The 16,498-nt window shown below is 62.5% G+C and carries 17 protein-coding genes; 4 read left to right on the top strand and 13 right to left on the bottom strand.

From position 1 onward, the window contains the following. The first annotated feature begins 124 nt into the window (after positions 1–124). Positions 125–1,216 (top strand): IS630 family transposase, encoded by a 1,092-nt coding sequence (locus tag AC3AP7_RS06805; RefSeq protein WP_475764429.1) that lies wholly within the window; start codon positions 125–127, stop codon positions 1,214–1,216. 88 nt (positions 1,217–1,304) lie between these two features. After that, on the top strand, positions 1,305–2,408 hold the full coding sequence (locus tag AC3AP7_RS06800) for an IS5 family transposase (protein ID WP_475768045.1): 1,104 nt from the start codon (positions 1,305–1,307) through the stop codon (positions 2,406–2,408). 330 nt (positions 2,409–2,738) lie between these two features. Here AC3AP7_RS06800 and AC3AP7_RS06795 read toward each other — a convergent pair whose 3' ends face one another. Continuing rightward, positions 2,739–3,062, bottom strand: coding sequence for a helix-turn-helix domain-containing protein (locus AC3AP7_RS06795; RefSeq protein ID WP_475764430.1), 324 nt, complete (start codon positions 3,060–3,062; stop codon positions 2,739–2,741). A 211-nt stretch (positions 3,063–3,273) separates the two neighbouring features. On the opposite strand from AC3AP7_RS06795, the gene AC3AP7_RS06790 reads away from it, so the two are divergent. Further along, on the top strand, positions 3,274–3,765 hold the full coding sequence (locus AC3AP7_RS06790; protein WP_475764431.1) for a hypothetical protein: 492 nt from the start codon (positions 3,274–3,276) through the stop codon (positions 3,763–3,765). A gap of 143 nt (positions 3,766–3,908) precedes the next feature. Next, complete coding sequence (locus AC3AP7_RS06785) at positions 3,909–4,337, top strand: hypothetical protein (protein ID WP_475764432.1); 429 nt, start codon at positions 3,909–3,911, stop codon at positions 4,335–4,337. Between the two features lie 249 nt (positions 4,338–4,586). On the opposite strand, the gene AC3AP7_RS06780 is transcribed toward AC3AP7_RS06785, so the two are convergent. From AC3AP7_RS06780 to virB5, 12 genes are read right to left on the bottom strand one after another with little or no spacing between them, the layout of a single operon-like run. Continuing rightward, a complete protein-coding gene (locus tag AC3AP7_RS06780; RefSeq protein WP_475764433.1) occupies positions 4,587–5,600 on the bottom strand; it encodes a relaxase/mobilization nuclease domain-containing protein in 1,014 nt (337 codons plus the stop codon). Between the two features lies 1 nt (position 5,601). Further along, the gene (locus AC3AP7_RS06775) at positions 5,602–6,150 is read right to left on the bottom strand and encodes a plasmid stabilization protein (protein WP_475764434.1); all 549 of its coding nucleotides are present in this window, start codon (positions 6,148–6,150) and stop codon (positions 5,602–5,604) included. An 8-nt stretch (positions 6,151–6,158) separates the two neighbouring features. Beyond that, positions 6,159–7,682, bottom strand: coding sequence for an LPD7 domain-containing protein (locus AC3AP7_RS06770; protein ID WP_475764435.1), 1,524 nt, complete (start codon positions 7,680–7,682; stop codon positions 6,159–6,161). A gap of 50 nt (positions 7,683–7,732) precedes the next feature. After that, entirely contained in the window at positions 7,733–9,586 is a 1,854-nt protein-coding gene (locus AC3AP7_RS06765) for a PriCT-2 domain-containing protein (RefSeq protein ID WP_475764436.1), read from the bottom strand. Beyond that, on the bottom strand, positions 9,583–11,319 hold the full coding sequence (locus AC3AP7_RS06760) for a type IV secretory system conjugative DNA transfer family protein (protein ID WP_475764437.1): 1,737 nt from the start codon (positions 11,317–11,319) through the stop codon (positions 9,583–9,585). Before AC3AP7_RS06760 ends, AC3AP7_RS06765 begins: the two co-directional genes overlap by 4 nt. Further along, positions 11,316–11,717: a hypothetical protein gene (locus AC3AP7_RS06755; protein WP_475764438.1), complete on the bottom strand. Its 402-nt coding sequence runs from the start codon at positions 11,715–11,717 to the stop codon at positions 11,316–11,318. The genes AC3AP7_RS06760 and AC3AP7_RS06755 overlap by 4 nt, the downstream gene beginning before the upstream one ends. A gap of 7 nt (positions 11,718–11,724) precedes the next feature. Continuing rightward, complete coding sequence (gene virB11, locus AC3AP7_RS06750; RefSeq protein ID WP_475764439.1) at positions 11,725–12,843, bottom strand: P-type DNA transfer ATPase VirB11; 1,119 nt, start codon at positions 12,841–12,843, stop codon at positions 11,725–11,727. Next, entirely contained in the window at positions 12,840–14,084 is a 1,245-nt protein-coding gene (virB10, locus tag AC3AP7_RS06745) for a type IV secretion system protein VirB10 (protein WP_475764440.1), read from the bottom strand. The genes virB11 and virB10 overlap by 4 nt, the downstream gene beginning before the upstream one ends. Further along, complete coding sequence (locus AC3AP7_RS06740) at positions 14,077–14,907, bottom strand: TrbG/VirB9 family P-type conjugative transfer protein (RefSeq protein WP_475764441.1); 831 nt, start codon at positions 14,905–14,907, stop codon at positions 14,077–14,079. The genes virB10 and AC3AP7_RS06740 overlap by 8 nt, the downstream gene beginning before the upstream one ends. Next, positions 14,904–15,608 (bottom strand): VirB8 family type IV secretion system protein, encoded by a 705-nt coding sequence (locus AC3AP7_RS06735; protein ID WP_475764442.1) that lies wholly within the window; start codon positions 15,606–15,608, stop codon positions 14,904–14,906. Before AC3AP7_RS06735 ends, AC3AP7_RS06740 begins: the two co-directional genes overlap by 4 nt. Then, a complete protein-coding gene (locus AC3AP7_RS06730) occupies positions 15,605–15,781 on the bottom strand; it encodes a hypothetical protein (protein WP_488324820.1) in 177 nt (58 codons plus the stop codon). Before AC3AP7_RS06730 ends, AC3AP7_RS06735 begins: the two co-directional genes overlap by 4 nt. 10 nt (positions 15,782–15,791) lie before the next feature. Beyond that, on the bottom strand, positions 15,792–16,487 hold the full coding sequence (gene virB5 / locus AC3AP7_RS06725) for a P-type DNA transfer protein VirB5 (RefSeq protein ID WP_475764443.1): 696 nt from the start codon (positions 16,485–16,487) through the stop codon (positions 15,792–15,794). Positions 16,488–16,498: the final 11 nt, after the last annotated feature.

Here is a 16,498-nt window from a genome sequence, read left to right as displayed (position 1 = left end):
TATGCCCGTATTGCTGCGTTACTCCGCATGACTTTGTGACACAGTAGTACTAGTGTTCCGTTCCGTTGTTAACTAGTCTATGTTCGCGTAGCATGTTGACGTCAACGGAACGGGAGACGTCAGCATGGCGATGGGACGACCCAAGGCAGAACTGATGCTGAGCGAAGACGAGCGCTCGCAACTGATGTCGATAGCACGTTCTCGCTCGATTTCGGCTGCGTTGGTCATACGGGCGCGAATCGTGTTGGCGGCCGCTGACGGCGAGCCCAACAGCGCGATCGCGCAGCGCCTGCAACTTACGCGTGCCACGGTAGGCAAATGGCGCCTGCGGTTTCTGGAACAGCGCATCAACGGACTTTATGACGAAGTACGCCCGGGCAAACCGCGCACGATCGACGATGAGCGACTGGCTCAGCTGATTCACAAGACCCTGCACACCAGGCCCGCGGATGGCTCCACGCACTGGAGCGTGCGCACAATTGCCGCCGAAACTGCCATTTCGCCGACGAGTGTGCACCGTTATTTCAAGCTGCTGGGTCTGCAGCCGCATCGCAGCGAAAGCTTCAAGCTCTCGACCGATCAATTCTTCATCGAAAAATTGCGCGACGTGGTCGGCCTCTACCTGAGTCCACCGGAGAACGCATTGGTATTGTGCGTGGACGAGAAGAGCCAGTGTCAGGCACTCGAGCGTACGCAACCCATGCTGCCGATGGGTTTCGGCTACGTCGAAGGTGTCACGCACGATTACGTTCGGCACGGCACCACCACGCTGTTCGCCGCCCTGAACGTGCTCAACGGCGCCGTACTCGCCACCTGCAAACCGCGTCATCGGCATCAGGAATTCCTGTCGTTTCTGCGCGAAATCGACAAGGCCGTCCCGGCCGACCTCGATGTGCACTGCATTGTCGACAACTACGGCAGTCACAAGCATCCGAAGGTCAAAGCGTGGCTCGCAGCCCGCCCCCGCTGGCACATGCATTTCATCCCCACCTATAGTTCGTGGCTCAACCAGGTCGAACGATTCTTTGCGCTGATTACCGACAAGGCGATTCGCAGGGGCTCATTCAGCTCGGTCAAACAATTGATCAAGCGTATCGATCAATTCGTCTCCCACTACAACGAAAACTGCAAACCGTTCGTCTGGACCGCGTCAGCCGACTCCATTCTCGAAAAGCTGCACAGACTTTGTTCGCGAATCAGCGGAACGGGACACTAGCAGGCTGTTGAAATTCGATCCCGTGTAAACGGGATCCTGGGACCGAACGTTATGTATATCGTGTTCGTGATCTTTGGCAGTGAATTCGATGCGCGGAATGGATGAAATGCAGGAAGCCCTTTTCACGACGGTCAAGCTTGAGGACTTCGTTCCGGCCGATCATCCGTTGCGCCCCGTACGGCTGCGGGTCAATCAGGCGTTGAAGCGGCTCAACGGACTGTTCGGCATCATCTATGCGGACAGCGGCCGGGCCTCGATTGCACCGGAGAAGCTGATGCGTGCGCTTCTGTTGCAGGTGTTCTACTCGGTGCGCAGCGAGCGCATGCTGATGGAGCAGATGCAGTACAACCTGCTGTTCCGCTGGTTTGTCGGACTGGCCATCGAGGACACTGTATGGAACCACTCCGTCTTCTCGAAGAACCGTGACCGGCTGCTCGAGCATGAGGTCGTCAAGTCGTTCTTCACGGAAGTGATGATATTGGCCGACAGGCAGGGATTGCTGTCCCACGAGCATTTCTCGGTGGACGGCACGCTCATCCAGGCGTGGGCGAGTCACAAGAGTTTTCGTCGCAAGGACGGATCGGACGATCCGCCGGCCGGCGGTGGACGCAACGCAGAGGCTGACTGGAAAGGCGAGCGGCGTAGCAATGAGACGCATGAGTCGAGCACTGATGCAGATGCGCGCCTGTTCAAGAAGAGCAGGCAAAGCCCGGCCATCCTCTGTTACCAGGGGCATATCCTGATGGAGAACCGCTCCGGGCTGGTGGTCGGCGCCGTGGCAAGTCATGCAGATGGCTTTGGCGAGCGGGTCAGTGCGCTGCGACTGCTCGACTGCGTGCCGGGCACCCACGCGAAGACAGTCGGTGCCGACAAGGCGTATGACACGCATGATTTCGTAAACGATTGCCGGGCGCGCAACATAACCCCGCATGTCGCACGCAATGAAGCCCGACCGGGCGGCAGCGCGATAGATGACCGTACATCGCGGCATGCGGGATACCGGATGAGTCAGGTCATCCGCAAGCGTATCGAAGAGCATTTCGGATGGGGCAAGACGGTCGGTCGGATCCGGCAGACGGTGTGTCGCGGCATCAAGCGGGTCGACCAGCAATTCAAGCTGACAATGGTCGCAAGCAATCTCACGCGCATGGCGCGAATAATGGACGCGGTGCAAACCGGAGCGGTGCAATGAGCCGCCGATGCGCGCGGCCCGCGAGGCCTGGCATCGCCGCGCAGGCGCGTTGCCTGCGCAAACTGATCGGGGCATCCGGATTTCAGTTGGAAATTGCACGCGAAACACTCCTGATCATCGCTTCGGTCCTCATGCACCGAGCCAGCGATACATCAAGCGATTTTAGCCAAGGAGCGATCCTGGCTGGATAGAAACTCTCCGAGTATCACATCGCGAGCTGGTTGGCCCTGTTGGCTCTGGTTTTCACAGCATGGCTTCTCCGGGAAACGGGAGATCAATCTGCGGTAGAAGTTCGGTCTTGATCCCAGCTGTCATTGTTCGCATCGCTGGCTACGATGCAACCTCCAGGGTTCGCGCGTGTGATAGAAGATCGGCACGCTTCCGCTTGGGGAGCTTGCCGAAGATGAGAATCAGGTTGGCAAGGTCGGAATCTTCCGAATATAGAAACGCGACTGGTATTTGGAGCACTGTCGCGAGACGGACCGCGAACGTGTAATCCGCCTTGTGAACACCCAGTTCATAGCGGTTAATACGGGTGCTTGCGACAAAAGGATCCAGGCCCGCCTCGATTCCGAGTTGCTTCTGCGACAGTCCGGCTTCCAGGCGAGCCTCTTTCAGTCGCGTTCCAAAAATCGAAGATGACGCCGCAGACATTCACTGGTAGCTCGTTATATACGGAACTACGAATATCGTTGCAAAGCGTCGTCTTAGATACTACGATTATCGTAGCACTTAAACGCGATTTCTAGGTTCTTGAAGCGCCTCGCCGGGACCGCTTCAGAAACGTGCCACTTCACGGCGGTTGCCACACGACCACGGTCCGTGGCTTCTACACGCCCAACGCAGGGAACGCAGGAAGTGAAATATGCCGGACAAGCACCCGCCACGCGGCCTCGGTACCCACTTCAACGAACAGGATTGCAGTCGCCTGCGCCTGCTCAACCACGAGTTGGCGCAGGCAGAACAGTGGATCACCCGCCGCGCCAGCGATATGGTAGCGGCGTACGGCCTTGCTACCGCCCAGACCCGTCACACGGATCGGCTGGACGAAGACGTGGAACTGATCGCTACCGTACTGTTCCTGCTACGGAAGGATCATTCTGATTTCGACGCCGAGCGCCATAGCGTTGTGACACGAATCGATATCCCGATCCTGCCCGCAACCACTCGTGAGGGTGATGTCCATTGCAACGGCGCGCGAAGAGCCTGGCCGTTCCGGGATCGAAGTGAAAACTGGTGTCCATTGTTTGTGGATCTTTACGAACGCGCCCTGCAAAAGGACATAGCGAAAGTGCTGAGCATCGGCACCCTATGCATCGACATCGCACTGATCCAACAGCAACTGCGCTCGTGGTAGACGAGCGACACACTATCCATGAGTCATCTTTTCTAACCCCTCATGGCATTCGACAGGACAACGTCTATATTGCATTTGTGGGATATTGAGGCTGTGCGTTTTCCTCAAATTCTGCCCAGTCACGTTTCACAGGAGAACATCCTATGGCTTTGCTGAAACTTGCCGTCGTTGTCGGCATTCTTCTTGTTACTGCCAGGGCGATCCAGCTATCTGGTCGCCGCTGCCGGGATCGTTTCGGTCACAGTTTTTGCACCGCACGCGGATTCTGGCTCGCCGCCATCGCAATCAATTTCCTCTGGTGGGGATACTATGCGTGGGCGACGGCCGCACTCCATCACGCGCCGCCGTCAGGAGAACTTGCCCTGATGGCTCTCGGTATCGCTGCAGCGGGCTGGCTGCTCTACGAAAACGTTCACGCAACCAACGCCCTCTATGGCGTGGTCGGCTCGTCGCTCCAGCTCGTGCTGTTTTTGCCGGTAGCACTCTACGGCCTGCCGCTCCTCGCGATCGCCCTGATTTTCCTGCTCTTCGCGACCTACAAGGGCGCACCCGTGTGGCTCATCGAACTGTGAACAGCTTGCGGTTGATCACAACCGTGGCTGCATGCTCCGCGTGGTCACGCTTCGTCTCACGCCAGCACGCCGTTCATACCGACCGCCACTTCAACGCCATCTTCGCAAGAGCCCGGTGACAGATGTGAAGCCATGCGAGACGCGTCTCTCAAGACTGCCCCATAGAGCCCGCCGCAGTGCGTGGATGCGGATACCGGACCGCGCGTCGCTCACTTCGCCCACTGGAACAACACGATCGTCCTGACCGCACTAGCGTTCGATGTCTGGACCGGGACCGTCAGGCCAAGTATCTCGCTCTGGCGCTGTCCGATTCTCACGCTTTGGTACAGAATCCCGCTGTATGTCGGGGACAACGGCGTCCTGCTGGACCGGCATCGCACGCACAAACTCGACGATGCCGACGGCCATCGCGCGGTCCGCACCGGCTGGGGACGCGGCCACTGTCCGCGCCACCTCCCGCCACGCGGCAAATACCGTGTCGTGAGCCTGCCACCCAGCCTGGCGCTGCGTTTCGTTCGCCGCGGCCCGCCAGTATTTCGGGGCTTCACCGCGCTCCACCATGTGCCTGACACCCTGAACGGGATACCTTCGTGTCTCGCCACGTACACGTCGGGACGTCGCATTGGCATCCACCCCGTTCGCGCGTAGCTGCTCGGCGAACCGCTCGCGCCAGCGCCTCAGATCCTGCTTTCGCGGATTCAGACGCCGGCCATCCGGTCCGCGCACCTGCACGCTCAGGTGAACATGCGGGTGTGCCTCGTCGTCATGCGCAGCAAACACATAGGCACGCCCATCTCCAAATTCGACGGCCGCAAAATCCCGCGCCGCGTCCCGCACGGCCTGACGGTTCGTAGCGGCCGGCATCGACAGCAGGATGTTGAATACCTCGCGACGGGCACTGGTTTCAGGTATCCCCCATCCGCCGAATTGCCAGGCTCGCACGAGATCACGTACCGCATCTGCGCCTGCGATCCGGTCGCCGTTCTGGTCTTCCAATTCCACCTGACCGTTCCGGGAAATATATCGAAGGTGCCGGCGCACCGCGCCGATACCCTGCGCGCCCGATGCCTTGTTCGTGATCTTGATCATCACCTCCGGCGTGCGCCTGAGCGTGCGCGCGAGCTGCTCGCGCATACGCGCGGCTTCGTCGCGCAGGCTCGCCTGCGAAAGCCGCTGTGCCCGTGCGTGCCTGAACGGCTCCTGAAACAGCCGGTCACCCCAGTTCAGAAGCATCGCATCGATGTAGACTTTCGGATAAGGCATGTCACCGGCTCCATCGATCCAGGTTCGCACGTATCACGGCCGCCACGGCACGCAGGTGCGTATCGATCGCTCCACGGATAGCCTCGATATCCCTGATCCCGTCCTGTGTGGTACGTGATATGTGACCGCCACGGACAAGTTGCCCGAGCCACCGGCCAATCGAAGCGAGCTGCAGGTTCGAATCCGACAGCAGCCGCATCTCCCGCGCGCCGAGTTGGGGTTCGTGCGTCATCTGTGCGCGGATCAACGCAACAATCCAGCGGTTAGCGGTCAGGCCTGACGCCTCTGCGCGCAACTCAACCGCCTCAAGTTCGGCAGCCGTCAGTCTGAGTTCGATCCGGATACGAGGATAGCCGACAGCGCTCCAGCGGACATCCGCGTCGATCCCCGGATCACCATTGTCGATGTCTGCGTGCAACGCGGTCGCAATCAGTTGCCGCGCGCCCTCCCCAACCGTCATTCCCCGGCGCACACACCAGCGATCCCAATCCTGTCGCATGCCACCAAGCTCGACACACAGGCGCTCACGTTCACGCACACGCACACGCATGACAACTCCTAGCGCGCAGGCGAAGGTTCGACGGGCGTGTGCACCAGCTCTAGCTCGATATCCCGTGCAGGCGTACGTCCGACCGCTGTGCGTGTCCGGCGATCCCGTTCCGACGGCGCTTTCGGATCGAAGACCTTCGGCCGCGGCACGGGAATCCCCTCGCGACCAAACGCATCGAGCAGCGCTTCCGCACGCCGTTGCACACGCTCGATCGATCGCGCGCTGAACCCCTGCTCCCGCATCGCACCGACGAGCACAGCCAGGTGCAGCACCTTGTCTTCCTCGGAAACACTCGGACGTTGCAGCCTCTGGCCATTTTCGCGCGCGTTCGTGCCCGCAGGTGTCGCGTCTGCTCCCGCTAGACGTTCGGGTTCTGCTACAGATTGTTCCGCCGTACGCTCCCGTCGCGTCACATCTACCTGCCAGGTGTTCCGGTGCACATCGCGCTCGTCTTCACCGATCAACGTACCGTGCTCGTCCAGGATCGGTACCTTGACGGTGACGAGACGTCGCCCCAGGTTTTCGAGTGCGACCTGCTGCCCGGGCTGCGCGCCCGATTCCCGCACTGCGCGCTCGAGATCCACGCCCCAGACCACGTGATCTGCGCCAGTCGCATCGCGAAACACGACGTAGTACGACTCACTGCGCGCCGGATTATTCTGGTACGGCGCACCGCCGTGCTCGCGCAGCTCGCCGGTATATCGCCTCGGGGTGTCGGCTTCGTCGCCCGCTGCCGGCTGTCGCTTCGCGTCAAGAGGATCACCCCGCTGGGCATCACGTCGCAGGGCTGCAGATGCAGCGCTATCCGCCACATCCGGCGGCCCGGCGGCTGGCGCGGGGGCATACGTTGCACGGCTGCGCTCTGCTACGTCTGTCGGCGAACCGGCTGCATGCAACGACGCATCCGCTTCGATCCGGTTGTTCAGATGGCCCTGCCGCGCATCGGCCAGACGCGCCAGATCGGCGGCCCGCGGCTCATACCCGCTGACCTCGATGCCCAGCAACGATCCCTGCAGCCAAACCTCGCCGCGGAACGCCTCATGACCGGACACGCGAATACGACGCCACGATTTCGCCGCCACCATGTCGACCATCGATTCCACCACGTCTGGCCGATTGTGTTCGGTGACAAGGTACGGTCCGATATCCTCGAACGCGAGCTGATACGGCGCGTCCTTCAGGAAATACTGGTTGCCGGCCCGCAGGTAGCGTTTGCGTACGCGCTCCGGCACCTGGTCAAGCGGCACGCGAACGGCATCGGCACCTTCCCTCTCCGTTGGAGCGTCGCCGACTGGGCGGGAGGCAGACTGACGTGTCGCACCGGCATCGTCCCGTGTGGCCTGATCACGCAGACGCGCCCGTGCTGCGTCGAACTCGTGCCGGCGCCGGGCTGACACGGCATCCAGAGCGGCGGTATCGAGGCGACTGGTATCGCCATCACCGTTCGTGTGTTCAACGGATGGCGTAGGCCCGGGAATATCCTGCTCGATCACATTGATGACTGGCTCGTCAGGCGACAGGGTTTCAGACATGGTGGAGCTCCTCTCTGATCGGTCATGCTTCCAGCGATACATGCTTTGGTCTAGCGATCCGGCCCAGGCGGATCCTGCGATGCCGACCGCTCCTTCGACTGCTCAAGCGCCGCTGTGCGCGCTTCGCGTATCCGGGCCCACGAGCGCGCCTGTAACTGATCGAGCATCCCCTCGAGATTCGGACTGAAATTCAGTTCACGGGCCGACTTCTTGAGCGAGCCGACGGTGCGGTCGAGCAGGTCACGCGCGCGATCCCACGGATAAACCCTAGGCCGATCACCCTCGTAGCCGACCTGCAGTTCCGATCCATTGAGCCGGGCGTTCTCGTCCATCCATCGCAGCCGCTCCGAGACGAATTCCATCCGCGTCTTCGGATGGAAGACAACGCTGCGCGTCGCCACCTCCTGGATCAGGTAGTGCTCGGTGTTGAACACTTCGCCACGATACGGTCCACCGTTCTCGCGAGGCGTGCCCATCCGGAGCGGGGAGCCGAACCGATGTAGGGCCAGTGCCCTGACCTCGTTAGGCACATCCGCTACGGCGAACAATGGCTCGCCAACTGGCGGACGCGTTGGTGCGAAGTGCCTCGGCTCAGCGACTGGCATATCACCCGCAGGGACAGCCGTAGACCGCTCACCCGTTGGTTGTGCCTCCGCCGATGCCGTCACTGGCTCAGGTGCTTCCGACGGCGTGGTCGGCTTCGGTGCGCCGCGCTTCGACGTGCGACGACGCGGTGTGTCGTCCCCAGCATTGACGAGTTTTTCCTTCACGTTGCCCATCCTGTCCTCCATCGGTTCGTCCGGCTCCCTGCCGTTTGCTGTGCCCGCCAGCGACCCAATGCCATCGACCACCCGCGCAACATCGCGGCCCACGACTTCGCGCAGACGGTCGCCCACACTTGCTGATCCGGACAGCACCGACATGTCGTTGAAATCTGTTGGAGCCTTGTCGTCAAGTCGCGCGTCGGCGGCGAATACGGGCAAGACCATGCTCGCGCGGGATGCGTCCGCAGCCTGTCGTGCCTTGGCCTCGCCCGGCCCCAGTTCGCCCAGGACGACGATGTCCGCGTCCGGAAACTGCTCGCGCACGGATTCCGCGACGGGAGGCAGATTGCCGCTGGAGAGTGCCGCGAGCGCCACCCATCCCGTTGCTCGATGCGCAGAGAGCATGGTGGCCATGCCCTCGCCGATCAGGATCGGCACTGCCTGTCCGACTGCGACAGGCGCTGGCCCGGCGATCCAGTAACCACCTTTCTTGACGCCACCGGCCAGCGACGACTTGTTGCCCGCCTCATCGATCAGCTCCAACGTTGAGACGGCGCGATCAATCCAGACCGGCACAACCAGTACGCGTCCGGCAAGCGGTCGCTCCTCGCTCGCCGGGGCATAGCCCAGCAACGCACGCAGTTCAGGCGCTTCCAGTTCGCGCAGTGTCTGCCCGGGATCGAGACCCTTGCGCACGAGATAGGGATGTTCCGGGCCAACAGGTCGTGCCCATTGCCAGATTTCCTGTGCCTCACGAGCCGCGGCAGCATGCCGTGCCTGCTGGCGTGCCGCTTCCCGCGCGCGGCGTTCCAGCACATCGGGACCCGGCACGAGCGTCGTTGCCATCTGGTCCGGGTAGTGCCCACGTCTCAGGTCAAACCCATGCTCTCGCGCGAGCCAGAAGAGCGACGCGAGCGTCTTGCCGCCTGACTCCTTCACCGAGCGCCAGGTCGTGCGGGCCGCCCGCTCGTCATAGTTGCCGGCTGTGCGACTCCATTCGTCCCAGATCCCGAAGCCCGCGTCACCCAGACCGTGCTTCAGTGCAAACGCCATATCGACCCACGTGCCGTAGTCCTCCGCCGGAATCACGGCAAGGGCGGCCCGTACACGGGCGGTTTCGTCCACATGGGGCGTACTCATCGCCGGGCTCCCTCAATCGATGCCGTGTTCGTCCCGGCACGTGTCACCGGGTCACGTCTCGTTAGCGCGGACTTTGGCGGCACCAGCTCCGCGACGTCGAGGTCCGCAACCGACAACCGGCGCGTCGCCTGCCCGATACGCTTCGCCGGAACGCCCAGCAGCATGAAGTGCCGTTCAACGTAGGTCGTGACCTCGTCCTCGCTGAGGTCGGCGAGCCGCGGCGGCAGATCGCGCGGATCCCATGCCTGCAGCACCTCCAGATACTCAGCCGACAGATCACGCAGGCCCGTACCTTCCGGATCGATCTCGTCAGACCCGACTTCGCGCACGCGTCGTTCAATCTGGGCGGTGAAGCGGGCCAGGTCGATGGCCGGCACCGATGGTGCACTCGAGACCCGCGAAGCGAAAACCGGATCACGCCAGTAGCAGATCCGGTCGGCCAGGATCGGCTTCGTGTTCTCCAGCACGATGATCTCCTTGTCGCGCCCCAGCTCCTTGAGCTCCTGCGGCAACAGCAGTGGGCGACGCTGCTCGGACACGCTCTCGCTCGCTCCGCCCCGGCCGCCGAACATCGCGCTCGGTCGGCTAATGCTGCGCGACTGGTCCGTGAAGGTGCCGAGCATCTCGGAGTAGTCGTTCGCATCCTTCTGCTCACGCGGCGCATAGAGGATCTGCATCGCGTGGTTCGTGAGGAAGGTACGTGCGTCGGCCCGGCCATAGACCGATTCGAGCTGCGCAATCGACTGCACGACGGAGAGCAGGCGCAGGTTGTAGCCCGCCATGTAGGCCACGGCGCGCGCGATGATATGGATCTTGCCGATTGCAGTCATCTCGTCGAGCAGCAACAGGCACTGGAACCGCAGGGTTGGATCCGCCTCCGGCAACTGTTTCGTGTTCAGGTTGACGAGCTGCGAGAACACGAGGTTCACGAGCAGCGCCGCTTCGGACAGGTGATCGGGCGTGATTCCGATATAGACCGACATGCGACGCCGACGCACGTCGCGCAGATCAAAGTCGTTGGCGCTCGTCGCTGCATCGACGATGGGATTCGCCCAGATCGTGAGCGGCGCGTGGAAAGTCGCGAGAATGCTCGCCAGCACCTTGTCGTCGTTGGACAGGAAGCGGTTCAGGGCATCGACGCACGCACCGCTCAGCAGAGCGCGATGCTGGACAAGTGCGCGCTGCAGGTATGCCTTGACCGGCATGCCGTGGCCCGACGACTGCCGCAGCACCTCGCCCATCGTGACGGGATAGTCAGGAATGGATTCGCCCCTGCCCATGCGCCGCGCGTCACGCCACTCACTGAGCAGCAGGACGATGCCGAGAAACAGGTTGCGTGCCTGGTCCTTCCAGAAGTCGTCGTGGCCACCTGGCGGATACAGGGCGTAGCCGATCGCCAGAATGTCGCCGACGCGGAACAGGCCATCGGAAATGGCCGACAGCGGGTTGAACCGGTGCGTGCGGCCGTCTTCCGCAAACGGATCGAATAGATAGACCTCCTGTCCGTGCGCGCGCCGGAAGCCTGCCGTGATCGCGTAGTTCTCGCGCTTGATGTCGAGGACAACGACCGAACCGGTATAACTCAACAGGTTTGGGATCACGATGCTGACGCCCTTGCCCGAGCGCGCGGGCGCGGCGAGCAGCACGAACTGCTGCCCGGCAAAGCGCAGATAGCGCCCTCGCCATATCCCGACGACGATGGGCGGCGAATCGATCACTGTCCGCGCATTCATAGCAACCCTGCGACGCGGATTTCCGCTTCGCTGGCGAACCGGGCACTGCCGTAAAGACGCCGCCGTCCAGTCCGCTCCCAGATCGAATTCAACGCCATCGCCGGGCTACCCACAGCGACCAGCACGCCGAGCAAGGCCGCGCCCGCGAGACGCCGACCGCCGTTCGGCATCCGACCGTCATGCCAAGCCAGCAGTGCATCGGGCCAGCCCCATAGTCCCGCGTGGAACGGGTTCAGCCGCAGGCTCGCGTACAGGAAAAAGGATGCAACCCACAGCGAGGCCAGCAGAGCCCCCGCGACAATCGCCAGAATTGCGACCGTGATCAGGGCGGTACGCACATGATGTGCTGCCGGACCAGCGGTGTCGGAAGGAATTGAGGATCGACGGATCGTATCCATGCCGGTCTCACGAAAACGTCGTACGCGCGCGGCGCACCGGATCGAACCAGACTTCCGTCATGCCCCAGCGCTTGCCGACCTGTTTGCCCACGTCGTCGTAGAGCGGATACGCCTCCATGTGCGCAACGACGTCGATCGTCAGGGTAAGCAGACGCTTGAGCGCCGCATCGTCGTAGGCGGCAGCTTCGGGGTGCTCCTTCGCCATCAGCGCAAAGCGCTCGATCGCGACCGTGGCGCTTGAAGCGTGATAACTCGTGATCGAGCCCGCGTGCCCCGTCGTCAACAGTTTCAAAAAGTCATAGGCTTCGGCGCCGCGCAGTTCGGCAAGCAGCACGCGATCCGGGCGCATGCGCATCGTGCTCGCGATCAGGTCGGCCGGCGTCACGCGTGCCTGACCGTGACCGCCCTTGCTGTACAGCAGGTGCACACAGTTCTCTATATGACGGATGAAGAGTTCCCGGACATCCTCGATCGTCACAATCCGCTCGGTCGAAGGGATCGACCGGCAGAGGGTTTTCATGAAACTGGTCTTGCCCGACCCCGTATTGCCGACGATCACAATGTTCAGGCGCCCGGTCACGGCCCGCTCGAAGAAGGCACACCAGTCCCGCTCTTCGAGGGACTGGACGAGCTTCCGGTCTGTCGGGCGCAGCGCCGGCAGCACGGCATCGAGCCCATCCGGGTGATGCCATATGGTGTCGTCGAACAGCCCTTCGTCGCGATATGCGTCGAGTTTTTTTTCGCGAGCGGAGGGCCGGCGGATCGTCACCGAGACGGTGCGCAGTGGCACGACGGGCGGTACCACGATCTGGATGCGTGCGTCACCGGGCAGCAACGCGGAGAGCACCGGATGCTGCGCCGAGACCTCCTGGTTCGTCAGCGTCGCAACTGCCACCGCGAACGACATCAGGCGCTCATAGTCCAGATCAGCGTAGTCGTGGCCGTACCAGCCGAGATGGGTTTCCGTCAGCACGCGCTGTGGCCGGTTGATGACCAGTTCAGTCACGTCGGCATCGTCGAGCAGCGGCGCGAACGGCCGCATCAACTCGCGGACCGACGCGTCGTCGGGAAGCCGCGCGAGCATGGCATCAGCGGATCGATCCTGTATGCAAGTACCGGCGATCATGGCGTACGCTCCGGCTGCAGCGCATAGACCGTCCCGAAATCCAGATCGCGCGCGACGACGATGGTAAATTCGGCGCCCTGGTTCTGCGTTAGCGTCGGCGGAATATTGATCGTGCTGTTGAGCACCCGCGTCGCCATGTCGTTGCCCTGCTGCTGCGTGTTCTCGTAGACGACAGACCCGTTGCTGTTACCGCCTCGCGTCGCCAGATACCCAATCGCGTCCTGGGTGATGCCCATCATCATCGCAGCACCGATGCGCGGCCCCCAGTGGTTGTCGACATAGCCGTCAATCCCCATACGACCGAGCGCGTCGGCCGCCGGCGAGTCGATCTCGACGGTCACGCCGTGGGGCGTCTCGATGCGGGCCGCAAGAATGAAGGTCCGCTTCTGTCCGGGTGACAGGTTCGAGCGATACTGGCTGTTGATCTGTGAACCGCGCTCGATCAGCACAACGCGCCCATCGTCGGAATAGACGTTCTTCGTTACCGTGCAGGTCGACAGACCGGCCTCTGTTGAATCGAACGCGGTGTCGCCTGCGCAATCGATCTTCGCTCCCTGCGCGAGAATCAGACTACGGTCACCGAGCGTACCCGCACGCACCCGCGGCGTGGCGGTCGGGGTCAACGCCTGGGCAAGCGACCCAGTCTCACCCTGACCGGGTGTAGCCGCCAGCTGGCCCGATACGGATGCTGCCACCGACGAGGCCGCTTCCGCAGCGCCGCCGGCAACACGCTCTGCAGCAAGCGCGCCCGTCAGGCCTCCAGCCTGGCCAACCGTCCCCGGCGTACTACCGGCCGCGAGTAGCGGCGCATCGTAATAGCTGCGAACCGGTGCCGGCCGCTGAACCGCAACGGAAGGACGCGCGACAACCGGGCCGGATACCGCGGCGGGAGCACTCGCCACGGGTACTGCCGACGCCGCGCTTGCGGTCACTGGCGCGTCCCTGAAAACACGTCCCTGCGTCGCCGAGTCCTGCACCGCATCGCGGTGCGCCTTCGCTTCCGCGTCGTGACGTGCGAGGAAGGTGTGAACCGTCCAGACCGCACCGGCACCGGCCACGAGAACCACGACAAGTGGCGTCAGCCACCAGGCGCGCGGGCGTGTGCCCCGGTACTGACCAAGCGCGGGCATGCCACGATCGACTGGCTCCGCGGCCCCGTTCATGGCACGCCGGTCAGCATCCGCCGGACGCCGGTCGGACGGATCATCCGGTTCAATCGTGTTGCGGATATCGTCACTCATGATCCTGACTCCGCAAAACACGCTTCACACCGTTGACCGTCGTGCCGTCACGGGGCGGCACGCCGTCCATGTCGTATGCGTCGTTCCAGATACCGACAACCTCGTCGCCGAGCCGCAACACAAAGCGCTTCGCCACCTCGTGAACGACGATCGTGTCGTTCTCCATGTGTTTGACGACCACGCTTTCAGTGCCGTCATCCGCCACCCGGAAGATCGCCGGGATGCGCCGGTTGGCCGGAATGCGGATCGAGGTGAACCGCCCGTCATCCCACGCCGCGACCGGTGCGATGTCGTCCGAATGCGGCATGACCTGCATCGAATACCAGGTATTGCGAACCACTGGCGGCTGGCCAAGGCGTTGCGCCACCAGCGCCGCATCGGCTTCAGCGTGCGTCTGTGCGCTGACCTCATCCGGGTAGACGAACGTCACCCGATACATCTCCTCGTCGTTGCCGAATTTCGCCTTCAGGGGCAGCACCACCAGATCGAAGCTGTAGCTGCGTTTGTCCGTACGGATCTCGAGATTCGAGTTGTGCGCGGCTAGTTGCGGTTTGAGATACACATCGTGATCGCCCTTGTTGGCTACCACCTGCCAGCCATCGCGGTCACCGGGTGCCACCACCTCGATCCGCTCACGCGGATCAAGCGCAATGTGGGTCGCGAAGCCACGCTGCGCCTCGATGCGCACGACAGCGTCGGACGCATACACGATCTGCCGCACCCGCGAGTCATCGGACCAGCCCGGCACGGTCCAGGCACGGGCGACCGGACTTGCTATCAATACAAACACAAGGCAGAGCAGCGAAACAGGGAGCGTTCTCATGGCGCACCTCCCGTGTTTGAGGATGAAGCCGGCGGCGTATATTCGGGATCGCGGCTGTAGGCGATCACCTTGAAGCCGAACGGATTCGCAACCGCCACGCTCTCGCGCGTAAAGACCGGCGGCCGGTAGGTGTAGGCAAGCGTAATAACGAACCGCTGCGTGGGCTCGGCGTTCGGCTGACCGTTCTTCAATGTCGTACGTTCAACGTGCACGACAGCGTGCCCCGGCTCATCGGGAGGCAGCGTGGTCGAGAGAATCCGCACGCGTCGCTCGGTGTTCGGTCCGAGCTGCCGGTCCAGTGCATCCGGACCGATGTAGATGCCGCGGTAGTCTCGCGCGACCAAGTCGTCGCTCATGGCGAGCACGCTGTCGTAGTCCATCTGCAGCAGCCCCCAGTCGTAACGTTCACGCTCGCGCACGTACGCCTCAACCCAGTGCTTGTCCTGGATTTCCTTCGTGTGCACGTGACGCGCATCGAGTACGTCAATCACCTGCGATTCGCCCGTCAGACGGTCGACCTCGATCGGCAACGGCACCACCCGGTAGAACGGCACCATGACGGCGAGCGCCATCACACTGAGTACGGCCACACCAACCGCCCCGTACGCCACGTGCCACGCCCGTCGCTCGGAGCGCTCCTGCAGGTGCGCCAGCGACGCCTCGATGTCGAGCACGCGTCCATATTCGTTGTCCGCGCTCATGATCCAGCTCCCACTCCCGACGCTGCGGACGGCACCGGCCGAACGGGAAGCTCGCGGTTGACCGGCACGCGATGCGAGCCATCCGGCAGGACGGGTTTGGGTGGACCCGACGAGCACCCACTGATAAGGATGACGAAATTTACCAGGAACAATCCGATCAGCAGTCTTTTCATGATCGTCCCCTCAGTTTCCGAACGAAGCTGGAGTCATCTGGTCCTGCAGCCGGACGGTATTGCCCGCACGACTCAATACCAGTTCGCTCTGCTGCTCGGCGACAAGCCGGTCTTCCGTATCGGCCAGCATCCGGAAGAGCTGCAGCTTGGTCATCTCGTCACCGACTGCCGTGGTCTCGGTCTGGACGCGCGCCTGCAGTTCGGCAATCCCTTTCGGATCCTGCGTGACGTCGATCTGCTGCATCAGGCTCTGGATCTGGTTCAGTTCCTGCAGTTCCGTCTGGTACGCCTGCTGGCCAAATGCCTTGTCCTGGAAGGGCTTGTTCAGTGCCCGCTGACACACCTGCTGGTCGATACCGGCCTGGTCCTCGCAGTTATAGATCTCGCTGGCCGAACGTAGCGCCTGCGCGCTTCCGGTCAGACCCGCGTAGCCGCCGTTCTGGACTGCCGTATAGACGCTCTGCCAGTTCGACGGCAGCGAATTTGCCACCACGGGATTGGTCAGCAACGCACCGAAACCCCGTGTGCCGACCGTCGACCGATAAATCTGGATTTCCTGCTGGACTTCCTGCTCAAGCTGCAGCACGGTCGCAATGGCCTGGGCCACGTTCTGCGCATCGAATACCGGAATGCCCTGGGCGTAGCCCACCGGAGAAACTGCCGCCCAGACGAGCGCAGCAGCGGCTACCTTCAATCTTGCTTTCATGATGTCAACCT

The sequence above is a fragment of the Paraburkholderia sp. PAMB 6770 genome (assembly GCF_057748135.1).
This window is presented reverse-complemented; position numbering and strand designations above follow the sequence as displayed.

What these genes read in the sequence shown, in the direction of transcription:
- AC3AP7_RS06735 (WP_475764442.1), bottom strand. Translation starts at nt 15,608, where the DNA reads ATGAGCGCGGACAACGAATATGGACGCGTGCTCGACATCGAGGCGTCG.
- virB10 (WP_475764440.1), bottom strand. Translation starts at nt 14,084, where the DNA reads ATGAGTGACGATATCCGCAACACGATTGAACCGGATGATCCGTCCGAC.
- virB5 (WP_475764443.1), bottom strand. Translation starts at nt 16,487, where the DNA reads ATGAAAGCAAGATTGAAGGTAGCCGCTGCTGCGCTCGTCTGGGCGGCA.
- virB11 (WP_475764439.1), bottom strand. Translation starts at nt 12,843, where the DNA reads ATGATCGCCGGTACTTGCATACAGGATCGATCCGCTGATGCCATGCTC.
- AC3AP7_RS06795 (WP_475764430.1), bottom strand. Translation starts at nt 3,062, where the DNA reads ATGTCTGCGGCGTCATCTTCGATTTTTGGAACGCGACTGAAAGAGGCT.
- AC3AP7_RS06770 (WP_475764435.1), bottom strand. Translation starts at nt 7,682, where the DNA reads ATGTCTGAAACCCTGTCGCCTGACGAGCCAGTCATCAATGTGATCGAG.
- AC3AP7_RS06780 (WP_475764433.1), bottom strand. Translation starts at nt 5,600, where the DNA reads ATGCCTTATCCGAAAGTCTACATCGATGCGATGCTTCTGAACTGGGGT.
- AC3AP7_RS06730 (WP_488324820.1), bottom strand. Translation starts at nt 15,781, where the DNA reads ATGAAAAGACTGCTGATCGGATTGTTCCTGGTAAATTTCGTCATCCTT.
- AC3AP7_RS06765 (WP_475764436.1), bottom strand. Translation starts at nt 9,586, where the DNA reads ATGAGTACGCCCCATGTGGACGAAACCGCCCGTGTACGGGCCGCCCTT.
- AC3AP7_RS06805 (WP_475764429.1), top strand. Translation starts at nt 125, where the DNA reads ATGGCGATGGGACGACCCAAGGCAGAACTGATGCTGAGCGAAGACGAG.
- AC3AP7_RS06740 (WP_475764441.1), bottom strand. Translation starts at nt 14,907, where the DNA reads ATGAGAACGCTCCCTGTTTCGCTGCTCTGCCTTGTGTTTGTATTGATA.
- AC3AP7_RS06785 (WP_475764432.1), top strand. Translation starts at nt 3,909, where the DNA reads ATGGCTTTGCTGAAACTTGCCGTCGTTGTCGGCATTCTTCTTGTTACT.
- AC3AP7_RS06760 (WP_475764437.1), bottom strand. Translation starts at nt 11,319, where the DNA reads ATGAATGCGCGGACAGTGATCGATTCGCCGCCCATCGTCGTCGGGATA.
- AC3AP7_RS06755 (WP_475764438.1), bottom strand. Translation starts at nt 11,717, where the DNA reads ATGGATACGATCCGTCGATCCTCAATTCCTTCCGACACCGCTGGTCCG.
- AC3AP7_RS06790 (WP_475764431.1), top strand. Translation starts at nt 3,274, where the DNA reads ATGCCGGACAAGCACCCGCCACGCGGCCTCGGTACCCACTTCAACGAA.
- AC3AP7_RS06800 (WP_475768045.1), top strand. Translation starts at nt 1,305, where the DNA reads ATGCGCGGAATGGATGAAATGCAGGAAGCCCTTTTCACGACGGTCAAG.
- AC3AP7_RS06775 (WP_475764434.1), bottom strand. Translation starts at nt 6,150, where the DNA reads ATGCGTGTGCGTGTGCGTGAACGTGAGCGCCTGTGTGTCGAGCTTGGT.